A 17,051-nucleotide genomic window follows, 5' to 3' on the forward strand; every position below is an offset into this window, starting at 1 on the left:
TCCAATATTTCCTTTCTCTTTATAAGGCTTAGATAAATCAAACTAAGCTTATTACCACTACAGTGGTATTTTTTTTATTATTTACATTAATATTGCGTTAATTTTATTGTAAGAATAAATCACACGGTTTATTATTAAGCCGTTAATTATTTAATTAAACAGGATTAAGAAATGTCGGAAATCACTAAAACTCTATTAAATATTCGTAGTCTACGTGCATTTTCACGCGATCTAACTTTAGAGCAACTTGAAGAAGCGCTTGATAAATTAACGATCGTTGTTGAAGAGCGCAGAGAATCTGAAGAACAAGAACAAGCGGCTCAAGCTGAACAAGAAGCAAAATTAGCAGCAATTGCTGAACAAATTGCTAATGACGGTATTGATGTTGAAGCGTTAATTTCTGCTCTTGCTGGCGAAACAAAATCTAAATCAAAAGCAAAAGGCAAACGCGCACCACGTCCAGCAAAATATAAATACATGGACAACGGCGTAGAAAAAACTTGGACAGGCCAAGGCCGTACACCTTCTGCAATTCAAAAAGCATTAGATGAAGGTAAATCTCTAGAACAATTCGAAATTTAATTTTCTAGTTTCTTAAAAAAAGGCTCCGATATCGGAGCCTTTTTTATTAGCATTATTCAATCCAATGAAAGAATAATGCTATTTAACGAATACCGTTATCTTTCCCAGTATGCTTCTTCTAAGCTGTCTTCACGTTCTGGAAGACCTCGTGATAAGCGAGGAGAATGCTGAGCTAGCACTTCATAACTTACACGGTTTGCGTATTTACATACTTGTGAAAAAGAAGAATACGTTAAGAAATTATGCTGATGTTTACTTGAGTTTGGCACATTACCTTTATGGTATTTATTCGCAGCCATATCATGAAGTAAAGCTGACAACGCAGCATCACCTGCACCATTGGTGTTCTTAATTTTTTCTGGTCCACCCATATAAGGCGATATATGAGAATAAACCCGTGTCGGATTTTCGCAGCTAATTCTTGTTGCTGGTCGGCTAAATTCGAAGCGATTAAACTCAGGAATTGAACCAGGTAATAATGGTAAAGAAGTCTCTCTTTTACTTTCTTCTTCTGTATAGCCCGCCATATATAAACCAATTGGTCCAGCAGTACATAAAACTAAATCAACCCAATCTAATGCTTTGTCTGATGCCATTAATGGATCTGTTTCACCGGTTAATGCTTCCGCTTCATCTTCATTCATTGCAACAACAGAAACATGTTCACGTAAGAATTCTTGCCAATATTGAGGATCATCTTGAATTACAAATTTTGTTCCTAATGTTAATACCACTGGAACGTCATATTTTTTTGCATATTCAATTGCACGCATTGTTGCTTGCGGCATAGGGTCACCTTCTTTACAACGAACCAAATATGCAGTGATCACCAATGCTGAAGCATTTTTAAATATTTTTTCTGGGATATTGTCAGGGTGAAGTTTATTCATTTGGCCTTCACTAATTGCAAAAGTACGTTCTCCGTCTTCTGTAATTAATGCAAAACAACGCCCAATTGCGCCATCTACACCTTGCAGATAATTTAAATCCATGCGGCTAGAGGTATTACACAAATAGCGATAACCGTAGCTGCCGATTTTAATATCTTGGCTCATCACACCGAGTAGCGTAGAACGGTCGTCCGCTAGCACGGAATAATTGTGCAACGTATTACCAATAGTTCCGCCCGCGAACTCATTCTTGATCAGTCCGTTTTGCTTTAGTTCGTTGTATAAAGCTTCAGCTGTCTCATCATCTATAACTAGTGAATGTCCTTTGCTTAAGCCAAAACGTTCAATAAGTTCAGAATCCACTCTTGCTTCAATATCAACCAATGTTTGATCAATACCGATAATGTGTGTACGCGATAACTTCTTATTATCTTGCGCTTGGATGACTAATGGATCGCGTGCATTAACTGGAAAGTAATGCTTTGACTTACGTTGGCCAGGAAATTTCATAACGTTTAAATAGGTGCGTGAGAAGAAAAGAGCCGGAATTTTACCTTGCGTGCAATAAGGCAGCAACTCAACTAAAGATAGCAAACGTTTTCGTTGAAAAGTTTTTTACACAACTCTTTTTACAACGAAAGTAGATAACGATTACATTTCGATTTAGCACATCAATAAACCGAGATTGCTGTTTAATTGCACCAATTTAGAAGTGTGATTGCAGTCTCGGATCTGTCCTCAAAAAAGTCTTTCTGTTAGAATCTGCGTCCAAGTCAATCAAGTGGTATTAAGTCATGTCAGATAACCGCAACGCAAACAGCCAAAAGAAAGTCATAGTAGGCATGTCAGGTGGCGTTGATTCTTCCGTTTCAGCATATCTTCTTCAACAGCAAGGCTACCAAGTAGAAGGCCTTTTCATGAAGAACTGGGAAGAAGATGATAACGAAGAATATTGTACAGCAGCAGAAGATCTTGCTGATGCTCAGGCTGTCTGTGACAAACTTGGTATCTATTTGCACACCATTAATTTCGCGGCGGAATATTGGGACAATGTATTCGAATATTTCCTAGAGGAATACAAAGCAGGTCGTACTCCGAACCCAGATATCCTTTGTAACAAAGAAATTAAGTTCAAAGCATTTTTAGAGTTTGCAGATGAAGTGTTAGATGCAGACTACATTGCTATGGGTCACTATGTTCGTCGCACCTTCACAGAAGACGGTGAAAAGCCACAAATGCTACGTGGTAAAGACAACAACAAAGACCAAAGCTACTTCTTATATACACTGAGCCACGAACAAGTTGCACGTAGTTTATTCCCAGTGGGTGAGTTAGAAAAACCTGAAGTTCGCCGTATTGCGGAAGAACAAGGTTTAATCACTGCGAAGAAAAAAGATTCAACCGGTATCTGTTTTATCGGTGAGCGCAAATTTACAGACTTCTTGTCTCGCTATTTACCTGCTCAACCGGGTAAAATCGAAACCCCTGAAGGTAAAGTTATTGGTGAACATCAAGGCCTTATGTACCACACACTAGGTCAACGTAAAGGCTTACATATTGGCGGTCAAAAAGGCGGCGGCGGTAACGAAGACCCATGGTACGTAGCAGAGAAAGATCTCAAACGTAACGTGCTAATTGCAGTACAAGGCGCAGACCATCCTCTATTGAAGTCTTACGGTTTGATGGCGTCGCAACTACATTGGGTAGATCGTACTCCGGTTAAAGAGGCGTTCCGCTGCTCAGTGAAGACACGTTATCGTCAAACTGACATCCCTTGTACCGTTATCCCCGTTGATGACAACAACATCAAGGTGATGTTTGATGACCCACAAGTAGCAGTTACCCCAGGACAGTCTGCTGTTTTCTACCAAGGCGAAGTATGTCTAGGTGGCGGCATTATTGAACAACGTATTTGTTAAGGAGTATTTACGTGGCTAACACAATTTATGACCGAACTATCGCATTTGCTGGAATTTGCCAAGCTGTCGCTTTAGTGCAAAAAGTAGCGAAAGACGGTTACTGTGATTCAGACGCGTTTGAAACTTCACTGCGTGCCATTTTGGCAACTAATCCAAGTAACACTATTGGTGTTTTCGGTAGCGAAGCCGATTTGAAAGTTGGCCTTGAATGTCTAGTCAATGGTATCGATAGCACGCCAACAGGCAGTGCTATTACTCGTTATATCATTAGTTTGTTGGCTCTTGAGCGTAAACTTACTAGCCGCAGAGATGCTATGTCTCAACTTGGCGATCGTATCCAAATGATTGAACGTCAAGTAGAGCACTTTGATTTGCTTGATGAGCAGATGATTAGCAACTTAGCGAGCGTGTATCTAGACGTGATCAGCCCAATTGGTCCTCGCATTCAAGTTGCTGGTACACCAGCAGTACTACAACAAACATCTAACCAACAAAAAGTTCGTGCACTACTATTATCTGGTATTCGTTGCGCGGTACTTTGGCGCCAAGTAGGCGGTCGACGCCTCCACCTTGTCTTCGGACGTAAGAAAATGGTGGATCAGGCCAAGATTCTGCTGGCCAGAATGTAATCATTAGCTCGCACATTGCGAGCTAATTTTTTTGCTCCTCATTTTAGAGTAGAACAGACCTTGCGCAAACGTTTGCGCAATATTCGTGACAATTGCCATTGATACTGGTATAAAGCACACGAAATTTAGAAACCAATTCAGGAGAACATCATGGAACTGTCAGCATTGACTGCTGTTTCACCAGTAGACGGCCGTTACGGCAGTAAAACTATTGCATTACGCAGTATTTTTAGTGAATTTGGCTTACTTAAATACCGTACTATCGTTGAAATCCGCTGGTTACAGAAGCTTGCAGCAACAGCTGAGATTGCAGAAGTTCCTGCATTCAGTGAAGAAGCAAACCAATTCCTTGATAGCGTTGCAGCAAACTTCAGCGAAGCAGATGCACAACGAATCAAAGATATCGAACGCACAACTAACCACGACGTAAAAGCGGTTGAGTATTTCTTAAAAGAGAAAGTTGCTGGCGTTCCTGAGCTTCACGCAGTTAATGAGTTCATTCACTTTGCATGTACTTCTGAAGACATCAACAACACTTCTCACGCTCTGATGCTTAAAGAAGCACGTGATACGGTTATTCTTCCTGAAATCCGTAACATTATTGATGCAATTCGTGGTCTAGCGGTTGAATACCGTGACATCCCTCTTCTGTCTCGTACACATGGTCAACCAGCGTCTCCGTCGACTATGGGTAAAGAGATGGCGAACGTTGCATACCGTATGGAACGTCAGTACAAGCAGATCGCGAACGTTGAAATTCTTGCGAAAATCAACGGTGCAGTTGGTAACTACAACGCTCACCTTTCTGCATACCCAACACTTGATTGGCACAAATTCAGCGAAGAGTTCATCACTGAATCTCTTGGCGTAACTTGGAACCCGTACACAACTCAAATCGAACCTCACGATTACATCGCTGAGCTATTTGATGCTGTAGCGCGTTTCAACACAATCCTTATCGACTTTGACCGTGACGTTTGGGGCTATATCGCTCTAGGCCACTTCAAGCAAAGAACGATTGCAGGCGAAATTGGTTCTTCAACTATGCCGCACAAAGTTAACCCAATCGACTTCGAAAACTCAGAAGGTAACTTGGGTCTAGCTAACGCTGTATTTACACACCTTGCACAAAAACTGCCTATTTCTCGCTGGCAACGTGACCTTACGGACTCAACAGTACTACGCAACCTAGGTGTAGGCGTTGGTTATGCAATCATTGCGTACACGTCTACTCTGAAAGGTATTAGCAAGCTTGAAGTTAACCGCGAAGCGTTATTGGCTGAGCTTGATAAGAACTGGGAAGTTCTCGCTGAGCCAGTACAAACGGTTATGCGTCGTTACGGTATTGAGAAACCATATGAGAAGCTAAAAGAGCTGACTCGTGGTAAGCGTGTAGATGGCGAAGCAATGCGTAACTTTATCGATGGTCTAGAACTGCCTGAAGAAGAGAAAGCGCGTTTAAAAGAAATGACGCCAGCAAGTTACATCGGTCAAGCAATCGAGCTAACTGATAAGCTATAAGCTGTAATTCGATTAAGTAAGGGAGGCTCTGCCTCCCTTTTTATTTACTATGCGTTTTATTGACTCTTTTCGAAGAACAGCGTTACCTGCCCCACTTCTATGCCAAACTTTTTAATCTTGGTGATGTTAAAAACCCGAGTCGCATCTTGTCTATATAGCCAATCATCAAAAGTGACTTCAATTTCACCATCGTCGGTTTTCAACAAGAAGTCATATCGCCACTGAAGTGCATTCCCCACTTCCTGTCCTATCGCATCACCAATCACATCATCGGCGCGTCCAATATAAAAACCGTTTGAAGAGCGTTGAATAGTCCACACTCGCTGGCTCTGTTCACCATCGGCAAAGATAAAATCCTCCGTCAGTGTTAGCGTATTGCCCAGTACCTTTCCCTCGATGTCGACTTCAAAGCGACGAGTCTGTTTATCGGTGTAATCTTGGACCATACCCCAAGCTTTGGTTGTTCCGTTGAAGTAACCGAACAAGTCAAAACTAGGCTCATTTTGCTTGTAATCTTCAAGCTCGGCACTGCAACCAACCAATGTCGCCAACATTGCCGTAAAGAAAAACACTCTTATCGGTTTCATGGTCTGTTCATCCCTAACAATTGCTCTCTCAGATGTTGATATTCCGTCTTAGGCGACAGCCAAATTGCCAAAAATGCATCGTTGAGCGACTCATCTGAAATAGTACCAACCACATGTTGCTCTCCATTTTGAGCAATATAGGTAAACTCTCCTGCACTTCCATCAGTGACGTAAACCAACTTCTCGCCTGTTTTTACACTCGGGAAGATTGCACTTAGCATCGGAATCCAAACATCAACTTGACCTTGGCTATAGCCTTGTTTTTGCCACTGTTCTTCAGTTGCTTCGATTAATTGTTGGCTGCTGATGTCTCTCAAATATCGAATTTCAAGCGCAATAGGATGAGGAGAAATATCCCCGACCTGCTGATACACACCATTGGGCGAACGAAGCTGAGAAGAGTAAATATCGAGCCACAACCATGATAAGGTCGCCTGCCCGACAATAGGCCATTGTTGCCACTGACCCATCACCTCTTTTGAAAGACCCGCCGCGTTTGCGTTAACGCTGACGAGTACTGTTTGCGTCAGGAGTGCTGACGTCAGAAACATTGTTCGAAGTTGAGTAATCATTAGCAAACATCCTCATGATTAACCAAGTTACACCACACCATTGCAGGGCAATAAACAACAAAGCCCCAGCCAGAGGTAATGAAAATTCAACAGCTGAAAATCGATATCCAGCCCAATAGCTTAGTGCTCCACCTAAGCCAACCAAAAACATGACCCAAACTTTCGGGTATTGCGCTAATTTAGGCACCCACTCTCTTGCATACCAGACGAATACAAACCAAAGCACCGCTAGCCATAAGGGGACGTGGGCGCTTTTGAACACTAGCAACCCTACTGCGCTGTTAAACGAGTCGAGTGCGACTCCTCCAATCCCCAGCAGAAGAATTTTGCCAATGTCCTCTTGCCTGCTATATGCCGCGTAACACAACGTGACCACACCGAACCCCAGAGTCAGCCACTGCCAGCTCTCTTGTCCTAGCACCGCCAGAAACCAGATGAGCTGGAACCAGAGTGAAACGACAAATAGGCGGTTCAAAATTAGCCTCGTTGAAGCGTCATGTGGATTGTGCTTATAGAGCGAGCATTAAAGCCGCCCTCGCAATAACAGAAGTAATAACGCCACATACGAATAAAACGTTCGTCATACCCCAAGAGTGATACTTGCTCTAAAGACTGTTCAAAGCGCAATCGCCAATCTTTTAACGTCTGGGCATAATCCAAACCCATGTCGAACACATCTCTGGTTATAAAATCACTGTGCTGTGTAGCCGTTTGAGTGAGAACCGTCACCGATGGTAAGAAGCCGCCCGGAAAGATGTATTTCTGAATAAAATCAACGTTATTGCTGTAATAATCATAACGTTGGTCTGCGATAGTTATCGCCTGTATTGCCATCAGTCCTTTCGGCTTCAAAAGTGACTGACACTTTTTGATGTATGACTTGAGATATTGTTTCCCAACCGCTTCAATCATCTCAATTGACACCAATTTATCGTACTGCCCTTCCAACAAGCGATAGTCTTGTTTTAACAAGGTGACGCGGTCACCTAATCCAGTTCGTTCTATTTGCTCTTTCGCATAACTGAATTGTTCTTCAGATATGGTGGTAGTAGTAACCTTACAGCCATAGGTTTGTGCCATGTATATCGCCATCGCCCCCCAACCCGTGCCAATTTCTATCACGTGGTCAGTTGGCTGTAGTTCTAACTGCTGACAGAGACGTTCCATTTTATTGAGCTGAGCTTGCTCTAGAGAGTCATTTGGCGAGGTGTATAAAGCACTTGAATAGAGCATTCTCTTATCAAGAAAGGTTTTATACAGCTCATTGCCCAGATCGTAATGTGCTTCGATGTTTTCTTTCGCTTGATCGATCGAGTTTCGATTAAACCAGTGTCCCAATTTATACGCCCATTGAGTCAACCAACTGCTGCGTTTTTCAATTCTGTCCAACGCAGTCATGTTTCTTCCCATCAACTCCATTAATGCCGTTAAGTTAGGGCTATCCCACCAGCCGTCCATATACGCTTCTGCCGCTGCAATGCTGCCTCCTTTCAATAGGCGAGCATAAAAATCTGGATGTTTAACCCAAATAACCCCATGTGGCTCGTCTTGTTTTTTATGACCAAAGTTCTGCTGATTTGAGGTCTGTTCGGTAAAAGACTCCACAATCGTTAAACTACCAACATCCAAGTACTGCAAACATTTAAATGCAACGTTACGAGCGCTTTTCTGCCACGCAGATAAGCTGATTGGCATATCCATGGAAGTCACATTTAGCATTGCGTATTCTCCTTACTACGATTGTTCTCTTTCTTATTGAATGTGTTCGGATGGTCGTAAATTGGTACACCCTTGACCCACAGTTTTAGTGCGTGCCAATAAATTCCTAATGTCACTTTTACCGCCATGATTGGCGTTTGAACTAACAACGAAAGTAAGCGTTTGGTTGAAAAATCTTTAGCCTTCATCGCCAAGGTGGCATCGAACGCTTTTTCTTCCCGATGACACTCTAAATGCACCATTAACGACTCATTTAACGGTTTCAATTTCCAATGATATTGCTGATCTATTGGGTTGAACGGCGACACATGAAATGCTTTGTCATGCTGCCAGTTTTTTCCATCATTTCCTGTCTCTACGGGAATTGCGTAGTAATGGCGTTCATTCCATGGCGTATTGCTTACTTCCGCTAGCAGATAACGCCATTCTCCTTTCATGTCATAAAGATAGTAAAAATTTACTGGGCTGAAATAGATACCCATATATCTCAGGTGAACAACTGCGAAAACTTTTCCTTCTACGCGCTCGCCCGTTAACTCATAGACTTTGTTCTGTACCGACTGTTTGAAGTCACCATCACCCAGATAATCTTCACGGCGCAACCTCGCCCAATGCCACCATTTTTCTCCAAGTCCCCATACCTTTTGAGATAGATCTTTCCATTCGTCCAAATCAATGCATGGCATAAACAAGGAATAGGTCAGCTCATGTCTCTTAGGTGTATAACGTCTGTGTCTTACACTCCCGACCAGTAGCCGACTGTTAAGCGCTGACATTATGCTGCCCCTTTCATCTTAGCTTGATTGGCTTGTTCGATATTGGTTACCACGTCCAACGCACTTCGTACGCCATCCTCATGGAAGCCATTGTGCCAATAAGCGCCGCAGAACCATGTATGATTCGCTCCACTGATTTCTGACTTACGTTGCTGAGCTTGTATCGATTCTTCAGTAAATACAGGGTGGTGGTATACAAAACTGCGCAGAATCTTAGTTGGGTCTATATAATTCCCACTGTTTAGAGACACACAGAACGTCTCTGGCGCGTCAATATGCTGCAATATATTCATGTTGTAAGTGAGTGAAGGTAAATGAGAGTCTTGCCCTTCATCACCTCTTAGCCAGTAGTTCCATGATGCCCATGCCGCTTTTCGCTTCGGCAATAATCTCGTATCTGTATGAAGAATGACTTCATTAGCTTGATAACCAAGCTGAGACAGAATTTGCTGTTCTGGTTCGCTTGCATCTTCCAGCATGGAAAGTGCCTGATCACTGTGACAAGCAAAAATTACTTCATCAAACCACTCCGTTTTCCCCAAACTTGTCACTTCAACGCCACCAGCCACACGCTTAACTTTGTCCACTGGCGAACTGGTGCGAATTTTTTCTTTGAACCCTTTGGTTAAAGGTTCTATGTAAGAGCGAGATCCACCTTGAATGACATTCCATTTCGGGCGATTACTAATATCCAATAAACCATGATTGAGGAAAAAACGAAGGAAAAACGTTAAGGGAAAAGCTCGCATATCCGCTAAAGACGATGACCAAATTGCTGCGCCCATAGGAAGAATATAGTTTTCACAGAAGTAGTGAGAAAAACCGTGATAGTTAAGAAACTGCCCAAGTGTTTGTAAATTTATTTCCGAGTCTTTGGCTTCTTGCTTTGCCAATTTATTAAAACGAAGGATCTCCGAAATGAAGTGATAGAAACGAGGGTTCAACCAGTTACGCTTTTGGGCGAACAATGTCATTACCGTATGACCGTTGTACTCAAGACCCGTTGCATCATTGCGCACACTGAAACTCATCTCGGTAGGCGTTGTTTCCACACCCAACTCACTCATCAACTGAATAAAATTGGGATAAGTGCGATCGTTATAAACAATAAAACCAGTATCGACGGCGTATGTTTCGCCGTTTAGCTCAATATCCACAGTCGCTGTATGCCCGCCAATATAGTCATTAGCTTCAAATACGGTAATGTCATGTTGCTGGTGTAAGTAGTAGCCGCAAGATAAACCAGAAATACCAGTGCCGATAATCGCAATCTTCATCTTATTTTCCTTTTAAGACTTAAACAGCAAACCCGTAATAGCGTGTTGCCATGAGTAAGGTAGTGCACCTAGTGCTCTTAAAATCCACGTAAATCGTTTGGGGAAATAAATATTCGCTAGACCTTTATCTAAACCATTTTGAATCGCTTTCGATGCTTGTTCCACGGTGATGAGCATAGGCATCGAAAAAGTGTTCTTTGCCGTAAGAGGCGTATCGACAAAACCAGGGAAAATGGTGGACACTTCTACTCCTCTCTCACGCCAATCCAGACGCAAAGAACGGGCGATGTATCCTGCTGCGGCTTTTGACGCACCATAAGCTTCGGCTCTTGGCAAAGCGAGCTCACTGGCAATAGAACTCACTATGGCGACTCGTTGACCTGACATTAAGTGGGGCTCAATAGCTTCGATTATGTTTGTTAAACCAAACACATTGGTTTGAAAAACCCGCTCCACCAATTTGGCGTCCATTTTCCCGTTATCGATGTACTCGCAATTACCCGCGTTCAAAATCCAGAGTGAAGGTATCCAAGGTAATGTTCGTAATGTATTCACTGTTTGCACTCGGTCTGTCACATCGAAGTCGCAGCTGTCGATATTTACGAACTTTTCAGATAACTCTGTCAGCACATCTTTGTTACGACCACAAGCGATCACATTCCAACCTCGCGTTGCATAATCTATGGCTAGCTGTCGACCAATTCCTGATGTGGCACCCGTAATCAAAACAGAAGTCATTTTCCTAGCCTCCGTTTAATGGTACGTATGAGCCCACCTAACAAAGGCAAATGCTCGTAGAGCATCTCACCGAGATCAAAATAATCCCTGTGATAAATCACCTTGTGTTCGGAAAATTGCAGATGCGTCATCCCTCTCACATCTATTTGTTTGCCACCAGATAGCTTGGGATGCTGAAAATGCATCGTCCACGTGAGAAAGCCATCGCCATCGGCTTGGTGCATGGTATGGATAGTAAATTGGCAACGTTCTACATTTTCATAGAGGCTATGAAAGTAATCTTCCAGCAACGCGAGACCTTCGATGCGATGCGCAGCATCTTCAAACACCACATCGTGGTGATACACCTCCGCCAGCAAATGCAGATTATTTTTATCGAGCTTTTGATAGAACTGAGCGACAACCTGAATATCCATACCCACAAAACCTGTACAAAATATTTTTCCGTATAAGTTAAGAGTTAGAATAGCGCACAAAGGAAAGTTGTACAAAAAAATATTTGTACAACTTTTTGTAAGAATTTTTTAGCGTCGTTTTTGTAATGGGGAAAAGTGAACCAAACTAAAGACGTAAAAAAGCCAGCTTGAAAGCTGGCTTAAAGTATTAGTTCATTTGCAGATTAAGAATTGCGTAGCGCCGCAATACGTTTATCCAATGGTGGATGACTCATCAACAGCTCAGTCATAGTGCGCTTGCCGTTGATACCAAACGCCATCATTGAACCTTCTAATTGAGGTTCATAGCTCATTTTTAGACGTTCTAAAGCAGCAATCATCTTATGTTTACCCACAAGCTTCGCTGCGCCTGCGTCTGCATGGAACTCACGATGACGGCTATACCACATGGTAATAAAGCTTGCTAGGAAGCCTAACACCAGTTCAAGGAACATAGACACCCCGAAGTACACCATCATATTGCTGCCTTGCCCTTCTTCATCACTGTTACGTGAAGCAATGATATTAGCAATAAAGCGAGACAGGAAGATGACGAAGGTGTTCACTACGCCCTGCATCAGAGTCATGGTCACCATATCACCGTTGGCAATGTGGCTCACTTCATGCGCGAGTACCGCTTCCGCTTCATCACGCGTCATATTGTGTAGCAGCCCAGTAGACACAGCCACTAATGAATCGTCACGCTTTGCACCGGTCGCGAAAGCATTCATGTCTGGAGAGTCATAAATGGCAACCGTAGGCATACCAATACCCGCTTGTTGTGACTGACGTTTCACTGTTTCTAGCAGCCAGTGCTCCATTTCGTTACGTGGGTTTTCAATAACAACACCACCCACAGAACTCAGAGCCATCCTCTTAGACATCAAGAGTGAAATAAATGAACCGCCGAAACCAAACACGGCTGCCATAACGAGCAGTCCAGATAAACTACCCGGCTGCATTCCTGTAGTGGCATAAACAATATTCAAAACAACACTCAGAACCATTACGACCGCTAGGTTCGTTGCCAAGAATAACAATATTCGCTTCATTAATTATCTCCGTTGAGGAAAGCTGTTCATAAACCCAAAACGCTTAGACTTAATTCAAAGGTTTTAGGAGTTTTCTAATACTAGGTTTTTTCTAATAGATAGTGTCTGCGATTTAAAAATCAAGGTTAAGCGCTAAATTGAAACATTTAATGTCAGTGATGTGTTAAGGATGTAAACAGATCCGATCACTACAAAGTTAGACTTTTGTCGTATTGAGGTGAATGTCGAAAGAGACTAAATTTCGAGCCGTGAGAGAGGCATCATAACGAAGGATATCATCATGGCTGAAGCTCAAAGCTACAAAATGGCAATCGACTTACTACGCTGCCACTTAGGTCTAACTGAAGAAGAAGCGAAGTTGCAATTGGGTATTGGTCAAGAACAATCAATCCAACAACATATCGCTGAAACTCAACAAGCATTTGCGATGCTTGGCTTGGGTCAAGACATGTAAGCAAACAGAATTCATCTATCTGATTAGGTGTATTAGTTCAGACTAGATAAAAGAAAGGCTGCATAATGCAGCCTTTCTTGTTTTCAATTTCTGCTTATTGAGCAACGTTAATAAACCAGTTCTTTTTCCATCAAAGGTTCAAGATTAATGTATTTACCTAGTTCGCTACGTTTAGCACTCGGTACATATGGAATCTCACCCAATTTAGGTGCTTTGATTCGAGACTCCAGTATCTCAATAATTTCAGCGTAATGTTCGGTACCTGGGTTAATGCGGTTCGCTACCCAGCCAACAATATTTAAACCATCAGCTTCAATGCTTTCTGCTGTCAAAATGGCGTGGCTAAGGCAGCCTAGTTTTACGCCGACAACAAGCACGACTGGCAGTTTTTCTTGTTTAACCCAAGATGACAAACAATCTGTATCGGATACTGGCACTCTCCAGCCACCCGCACCTTCAACCAAAACTGTATCAGCTTTGGTTTTCAGGTAATCCAGTTTGTCACTCAGCACCTTGTAGTCGATAGTCAAGTGTTCGTGTTTTGCTGCTATGTGTGGAGATGCAGCAAGTTCTAACGCGTATGGATTGACGTCTTCATACGGCATTTCTTGTGTTGCCACTTTCATAAGGTGCAGCGCATCTGAGTTTCGTAACCCTTGCTCTGTTCTCTCACATCCTGCGGCTACTGGCTTATAGCCAATGGTTGTAAAGCCTTTACTGGCAATTGCTTGCAATATCGCTTTTGAAGCCACTGTTTTACCAACATCGGTATCCGTACCCGCAATAAATAATGCATTTATCATCGATAAATTACCCCTAAACAAACCTGATACGTTGCAGGTAAAGAACCTTGCTGACTTCGAAATTGCTCATAGGCCTGCTCTACTCGAGTCAGTGCCCGCCTCCCCGTCAACCCCTGAGTTCTTGAATGAATATGATTCGCTCCAATGCCCTTTAAATCGCGCATTAATTCAAAAGCAGTGTCATACCAAACAATCATTGAAGGTGAGTTTAAGTGATGCTTTGAGATCTCGGCTTGCGCTAACGCAATTTTTACCTGATTGAATGAGATGAAGTCGTTAACATGTTGATGAGAATCAATTTTCGCCCACGACCGTTTAAGTTCAATCAATGAACCATCAAGTAAAGTCGAAAAATAGGCTCGACCTAATGGTTTGAGCACTCGGCGTATTTCACTAAGCGGAACAGACAAGTCATCACACCACTGCAAAGCTAAGCTAGAAAAAACAATGTCAAAGTCACCATCGCTAAACGGCAAAGACTCCGCATCTGCGAGTACGTAAGTCATAGCATCATCGCCACAACGCAGTTGAGCTTGTTCTAACATCGCTGGCGAGAGATCAGCACAAACAACAGTTGCGCCTAAACGCTTTAATTGATGCGAGAAATACCCTGTCCCGCAACCAAGGTCGAGAGCAGTAAGCCCAGTTAAGTCCAGTGGTAACTTTTGCAAGAGACGATGACCGACATCGCGCTGAAATGCAGCATGTTTGTCATAGCTAGCCGCAGCCTTGCTAAAGGCTTGTGATATGGCGCTTTTGTCTTTGATTTCAAATTCAGGTTTAAAAGCCAGTTCGCTCATAACGTCGACTCCATGGTCTTGATCAAAGCACTAGCTAACTTCGAAACATCTTGGACACTGTGATTCGCTGTTAACGTAATACGAAGTCTTGCTGATCCTTCAGGTACAGTAGGTGGGCGGATAGCCGTCATCCAAAATCCCTCATTTTTTAATTGGCGTGAGGCGTTTATAGCCTTCTCAGCCGTACCTAAGATGAAAGGTTTGATCGGAGTAGCGTTTTTCACATAGCCTTCTACAGACTGAAGCTGTTCGTCATACACGATAGAAAGCTCTCTCAGTTTTTCTCGACGCCACTCTTGCGTTTGTATCATGCCAATAGCATGAGTGATCGCGAACGCCTGAGAAGGAGGAATGGCTGTTGAATAAACGTGGTGACGAGCAAACTGCGTGAGGTAGTTACCTAATTCTGCGCTACATAAAATAGCGGCTCCAGACAGCCCGAAAGCCTTGCCAAAAGTCACCACTAATATTTCTGGTTTGATACCCATGCAATCACAACTGCCTGCACCGTATTCACCGAGAACGCCAACGCCGTGAGCATCATCAACCATCAACCATGCGTTTTCACGAGTGATGTGATGGATATAGGTAAGCGGCGACAAATCGCCATCCATGCTAAACACCCCTTCCGTTACCACCAGTGTATTTTCATCACCCGAAAGTAGCTTAGAGAGGTGTTGAACATCGTTGTGCTTGAAGCGCTTCATTGTTGCTTCAGACAGCATTCCAGCTTCCATTAAAGATGCATGATTCAGCTTATCTTGCAGTAACAGGTCGCCTTTGCGCATCAGAGTAAAAAGCAACGCTTGATTGGCGCTAAACCCCGAACCAAACAACACTGCTCTTTCAAACCCTAGCCATTCACAAAGCGCACTCTCCAAACTGGCGTGTGCCGGAGAAAAACCTGTAACCAAAGAGGATGCACCACTACCTGCGCCGTAAATATCCAAGCCTTTTTGCCACGCTTCCACCAGCGCTTTATCCGAAGCTAAACCCAGATAATCGTTGCTGGAGAAGTTAACAAACTTGGCACCACCACAACGAGTCGAAACTTGATTACCAGCATCTAACACATTCAGTGAGCGCGTTAGTCCCAAGTTTTGCCTTTCCAGCAATGCCCCTTGAACGCGAGATTTAAACTGTAGCGTCATAGAATAAATCGTCTGCCGTAGGGCGAGACGCTACACGTTCGACAACACGATCCAACAGTTCGTTTTCAGCAATCTCATCAGGCTTTTGAACGACTTGCTGACTATTAATGCCCAGCTTTTTAAATAGCAACATATCGCTGTCTTCGGCTGGGTTTGGTGTCGTTAACAACTTGCAGCCATAGAAAATTGAGTTAGCTCCCGCCATAAAACACAGAGCTTGCATTTGCTCATTCATTTTCTCACGACCCGCAGACAGTCGAACTGCCGACTTAGGCATCATGATACGAGCCACAGCAATGAGGCGGATGAAATCAAAAGGTTCTACATCCTCCACATCTTCAAGCGGTGTGCCTTTCACTTTCACCAACATGTTAATTGGCACACTTTCTGGCTGAACCGATAAGTTAGCCAGTTCGACCAACAAACCAGCCCTGTCGTTAGTGCTTTCACCCATGCCGATGATGCCACCAGAACAGATCTTCATTCCCGCATCACGAACATGTGAAAGGGTATCTAAGCGGTCTTGATAGGTTCGGGTAGTAATGATGTTTCCGTAGTATTCAGGCGAGGTATCGAGGTTATGGTTATAGTAATCAAGCCCAGCTTCAGCCAGTTCATTAGCTTGTTCCGCATTCAGCATGCCAAGTGTCATACAGGTTTCTAATCCCATATTCTTAACGCCAGAAATCATCTCCTTCAGATAAGGCATATCTCTGCTCTTTGGATTTTTCCAAGCCGCACCCATACAGAATCGAGTCGAGCCTGAATTTTTCGCCTTACGCGCTGCATCAAGCACACGCTCTACTTCCATTAAACGCTCTTTTTCTACGTCGGTGCGGTAATGCGCACTTTGAGGGCAATATTTACAATCTTCCGGACAAGCACCTGTTTTGATGGAAAGCAGAGTACTTACTTGGACATAGTTGTGAGGCTGATAGTGACGATGAACCAACTGAGCTTCAAACAGCAGATCCATGAATGGTTTTTCAAGCAGTGCCTTTACTTCAGACACAGTCCAGTTATGACGAACTTCCACGTGTAATCCTTATCAAAATTATTGTTGTTTGCCTGACTGCGCGTGGCACCTATTTACTTAGCGAGAATCCACTTACCTGCTCGAATAAAATCCGAACATATCTAGGCATTT

Annotated in this window: 19 protein-coding genes; 5 read left to right on the plus strand and 14 right to left on the minus strand. The window is 43.2% G+C overall.

Features of this window, described 5'->3' with window-relative positions; genetic code table 11:
- The first annotated feature begins 171 nt into the window (after nucleotides 1–171).
- Complete coding sequence (locus tag ACOSVQ_RS03145; RefSeq protein ID WP_491981139.1) at nucleotides 172–582, plus strand: H-NS family histone-like protein; 411 nt, start codon at nucleotides 172–174, stop codon at nucleotides 580–582.
- 95 nt (nucleotides 583–677) lie between these two features.
- Here ACOSVQ_RS03145 and ACOSVQ_RS03150 read toward each other — a convergent pair whose 3' ends face one another.
- Nucleotides 678–1,982 (minus strand): inosine/guanosine kinase, encoded by a 1,305-nt coding sequence (locus tag ACOSVQ_RS03150; RefSeq protein ID WP_491981426.1) that lies wholly within the window; start codon nucleotides 1,980–1,982, stop codon nucleotides 678–680.
- Between the two features lie 284 nt (nucleotides 1,983–2,266).
- Between ACOSVQ_RS03150 and mnmA the strand changes: the two genes are divergently transcribed.
- The 3 genes from mnmA to purB all read left to right on the plus strand — a co-directional run bounded on the left by mnmA (nucleotide 2,267) and on the right by purB (nucleotide 5,541).
- Nucleotides 2,267–3,391 (plus strand): tRNA 2-thiouridine(34) synthase MnmA, encoded by a 1,125-nt coding sequence (mnmA, locus tag ACOSVQ_RS03155; protein ID WP_491981140.1) that lies wholly within the window; start codon nucleotides 2,267–2,269, stop codon nucleotides 3,389–3,391.
- A gap of 11 nt (nucleotides 3,392–3,402) precedes the next feature.
- Nucleotides 3,403–4,020, plus strand: a complete 618-nt coding sequence (hflD, locus tag ACOSVQ_RS03160) for a high frequency lysogenization protein HflD (RefSeq protein ID WP_491981141.1) — start codon at nucleotides 3,403–3,405, stop codon at nucleotides 4,018–4,020.
- A gap of 150 nt (nucleotides 4,021–4,170) precedes the next feature.
- The gene (gene purB / locus ACOSVQ_RS03165) at nucleotides 4,171–5,541 is read left to right on the plus strand and encodes an adenylosuccinate lyase (RefSeq protein WP_491981142.1); all 1,371 of its coding nucleotides are present in this window, start codon (nucleotides 4,171–4,173) and stop codon (nucleotides 5,539–5,541) included.
- Nucleotides 5,542–5,597: 56 nt separating this feature from the next.
- Here purB and ACOSVQ_RS03170 read toward each other — a convergent pair whose 3' ends face one another.
- From ACOSVQ_RS03170 to htpX, 9 genes are all read right to left on the minus strand, one after another.
- Nucleotides 5,598–6,128: a DUF3833 domain-containing protein gene (locus tag ACOSVQ_RS03170; protein WP_491981143.1), complete on the minus strand. Its 531-nt coding sequence runs from the start codon at nucleotides 6,126–6,128 to the stop codon at nucleotides 5,598–5,600.
- Nucleotides 6,125–6,700 carry a chalcone isomerase family protein gene (locus ACOSVQ_RS03175; RefSeq protein ID WP_491981144.1) on the minus strand — a complete coding sequence of 192 codons (576 nt, stop codon included), beginning with the start codon at nucleotides 6,698–6,700 and terminating at the stop codon, nucleotides 6,125–6,127. Before ACOSVQ_RS03175 ends, ACOSVQ_RS03170 begins: the two co-directional genes overlap by 4 nt.
- Nucleotides 6,630–7,175, minus strand: coding sequence for a DUF2878 domain-containing protein (locus ACOSVQ_RS03180; RefSeq protein ID WP_491981145.1), 546 nt, complete (start codon nucleotides 7,173–7,175; stop codon nucleotides 6,630–6,632). The genes ACOSVQ_RS03175 and ACOSVQ_RS03180 overlap by 71 nt, the downstream gene beginning before the upstream one ends.
- A 2-nt stretch (nucleotides 7,176–7,177) precedes the next feature.
- Nucleotides 7,178–8,419: a class I SAM-dependent methyltransferase gene (locus ACOSVQ_RS03185; protein WP_491981146.1), complete on the minus strand. Its 1,242-nt coding sequence runs from the start codon at nucleotides 8,417–8,419 to the stop codon at nucleotides 7,178–7,180.
- Nucleotides 8,413–9,195, minus strand: coding sequence for a DUF1365 domain-containing protein (locus ACOSVQ_RS03190; protein WP_491981147.1), 783 nt, complete (start codon nucleotides 9,193–9,195; stop codon nucleotides 8,413–8,415). The genes ACOSVQ_RS03185 and ACOSVQ_RS03190 overlap by 7 nt, the downstream gene beginning before the upstream one ends.
- Nucleotides 9,195–10,472 carry an NAD(P)/FAD-dependent oxidoreductase gene (locus tag ACOSVQ_RS03195; RefSeq protein ID WP_491981148.1) on the minus strand — a complete coding sequence of 426 codons (1,278 nt, stop codon included), beginning with the start codon at nucleotides 10,470–10,472 and terminating at the stop codon, nucleotides 9,195–9,197. Before ACOSVQ_RS03195 ends, ACOSVQ_RS03190 begins: the two co-directional genes overlap by 1 nt.
- 12 nt (nucleotides 10,473–10,484) lie before the next feature.
- Nucleotides 10,485–11,210: an SDR family NAD(P)-dependent oxidoreductase gene (locus ACOSVQ_RS03200; RefSeq protein ID WP_491981149.1), complete on the minus strand. Its 726-nt coding sequence runs from the start codon at nucleotides 11,208–11,210 to the stop codon at nucleotides 10,485–10,487.
- Nucleotides 11,207–11,626, minus strand: coding sequence for a nuclear transport factor 2 family protein (locus tag ACOSVQ_RS03205; RefSeq protein ID WP_491981150.1), 420 nt, complete (start codon nucleotides 11,624–11,626; stop codon nucleotides 11,207–11,209). Before ACOSVQ_RS03205 ends, ACOSVQ_RS03200 begins: the two co-directional genes overlap by 4 nt.
- Nucleotides 11,627–11,829: 203 nt before the next feature.
- Nucleotides 11,830–12,696 carry a protease HtpX gene (htpX, locus tag ACOSVQ_RS03210; protein ID WP_165311715.1) on the minus strand — a complete coding sequence of 289 codons (867 nt, stop codon included), beginning with the start codon at nucleotides 12,694–12,696 and terminating at the stop codon, nucleotides 11,830–11,832.
- A 280-nt stretch (nucleotides 12,697–12,976) separates the two neighbouring features.
- On the opposite strand from htpX, the gene ACOSVQ_RS03215 reads away from it, so the two are divergent.
- On the plus strand, nucleotides 12,977–13,150 hold the full coding sequence (locus ACOSVQ_RS03215) for a hypothetical protein (RefSeq protein WP_165311716.1): 174 nt from the start codon (nucleotides 12,977–12,979) through the stop codon (nucleotides 13,148–13,150).
- 107 nt (nucleotides 13,151–13,257) lie between these two features.
- On the opposite strand, the gene bioD is transcribed toward ACOSVQ_RS03215, so the two are convergent.
- From bioD to bioB, 4 genes are read right to left on the minus strand one after another with little or no spacing between them, the layout of a single operon-like run.
- A complete protein-coding gene (gene bioD / locus ACOSVQ_RS03220) occupies nucleotides 13,258–13,953 on the minus strand; it encodes a dethiobiotin synthase (protein WP_491981151.1) in 696 nt (231 codons plus the stop codon).
- Nucleotides 13,950–14,753, minus strand: a complete 804-nt coding sequence (gene bioC / locus ACOSVQ_RS03225; RefSeq protein ID WP_491981152.1) for a malonyl-ACP O-methyltransferase BioC — start codon at nucleotides 14,751–14,753, stop codon at nucleotides 13,950–13,952. The genes bioD and bioC overlap by 4 nt, the downstream gene beginning before the upstream one ends.
- Complete coding sequence (gene bioF, locus ACOSVQ_RS03230; protein ID WP_491981153.1) at nucleotides 14,750–15,904, minus strand: 8-amino-7-oxononanoate synthase; 1,155 nt, start codon at nucleotides 15,902–15,904, stop codon at nucleotides 14,750–14,752. Before bioF ends, bioC begins: the two co-directional genes overlap by 4 nt.
- Nucleotides 15,888–16,940: a biotin synthase BioB gene (gene bioB, locus ACOSVQ_RS03235; RefSeq protein ID WP_491981154.1), complete on the minus strand. Its 1,053-nt coding sequence runs from the start codon at nucleotides 16,938–16,940 to the stop codon at nucleotides 15,888–15,890. Before bioB ends, bioF begins: the two co-directional genes overlap by 17 nt.
- Nucleotides 16,941–17,051: the final 111 nt, after the last annotated feature.

Source organism: Vibrio sp. HM8-C (assembly GCF_058630515.1).

Coding starts and splice junctions, on each gene's coding strand:
- ACOSVQ_RS03145 (WP_491981139.1), top strand. CDS start 172: ATGTCGGAAATCACTAAAACTCTATTAAATATTCGTAGTCTACGTGCA.
- ACOSVQ_RS03150 (WP_491981426.1), bottom strand. CDS start 1,982: ATGAAATTTCCTGGCCAACGTAAGTCAAAGCATTACTTTCCAGTTAAT.
- mnmA (WP_491981140.1), top strand. CDS start 2,267: ATGTCAGATAACCGCAACGCAAACAGCCAAAAGAAAGTCATAGTAGGC.
- purB (WP_491981142.1), top strand. CDS start 4,171: ATGGAACTGTCAGCATTGACTGCTGTTTCACCAGTAGACGGCCGTTAC.
- ACOSVQ_RS03170 (WP_491981143.1), bottom strand. CDS start 6,128: ATGAAACCGATAAGAGTGTTTTTCTTTACGGCAATGTTGGCGACATTG.
- ACOSVQ_RS03175 (WP_491981144.1), bottom strand. CDS start 6,700: ATGATTACTCAACTTCGAACAATGTTTCTGACGTCAGCACTCCTGACG.
- ACOSVQ_RS03185 (WP_491981146.1), bottom strand. CDS start 8,419: ATGCTAAATGTGACTTCCATGGATATGCCAATCAGCTTATCTGCGTGG.
- ACOSVQ_RS03190 (WP_491981147.1), bottom strand. CDS start 9,195: ATGTCAGCGCTTAACAGTCGGCTACTGGTCGGGAGTGTAAGACACAGA.
- ACOSVQ_RS03195 (WP_491981148.1), bottom strand. CDS start 10,472: ATGAAGATTGCGATTATCGGCACTGGTATTTCTGGTTTATCTTGCGGC.
- ACOSVQ_RS03200 (WP_491981149.1), bottom strand. CDS start 11,210: ATGACTTCTGTTTTGATTACGGGTGCCACATCAGGAATTGGTCGACAG.
- ACOSVQ_RS03205 (WP_491981150.1), bottom strand. CDS start 11,626: ATGGATATTCAGGTTGTCGCTCAGTTCTATCAAAAGCTCGATAAAAAT.
- htpX (WP_165311715.1), bottom strand. CDS start 12,696: ATGAAGCGAATATTGTTATTCTTGGCAACGAACCTAGCGGTCGTAATG.
- ACOSVQ_RS03215 (WP_165311716.1), top strand. CDS start 12,977: ATGGCTGAAGCTCAAAGCTACAAAATGGCAATCGACTTACTACGCTGC.
- bioD (WP_491981151.1), bottom strand. CDS start 13,953: ATGATAAATGCATTATTTATTGCGGGTACGGATACCGATGTTGGTAAA.
- bioC (WP_491981152.1), bottom strand. CDS start 14,753: ATGAGCGAACTGGCTTTTAAACCTGAATTTGAAATCAAAGACAAAAGC.
- bioF (WP_491981153.1), bottom strand. CDS start 15,904: ATGACGCTACAGTTTAAATCTCGCGTTCAAGGGGCATTGCTGGAAAGG.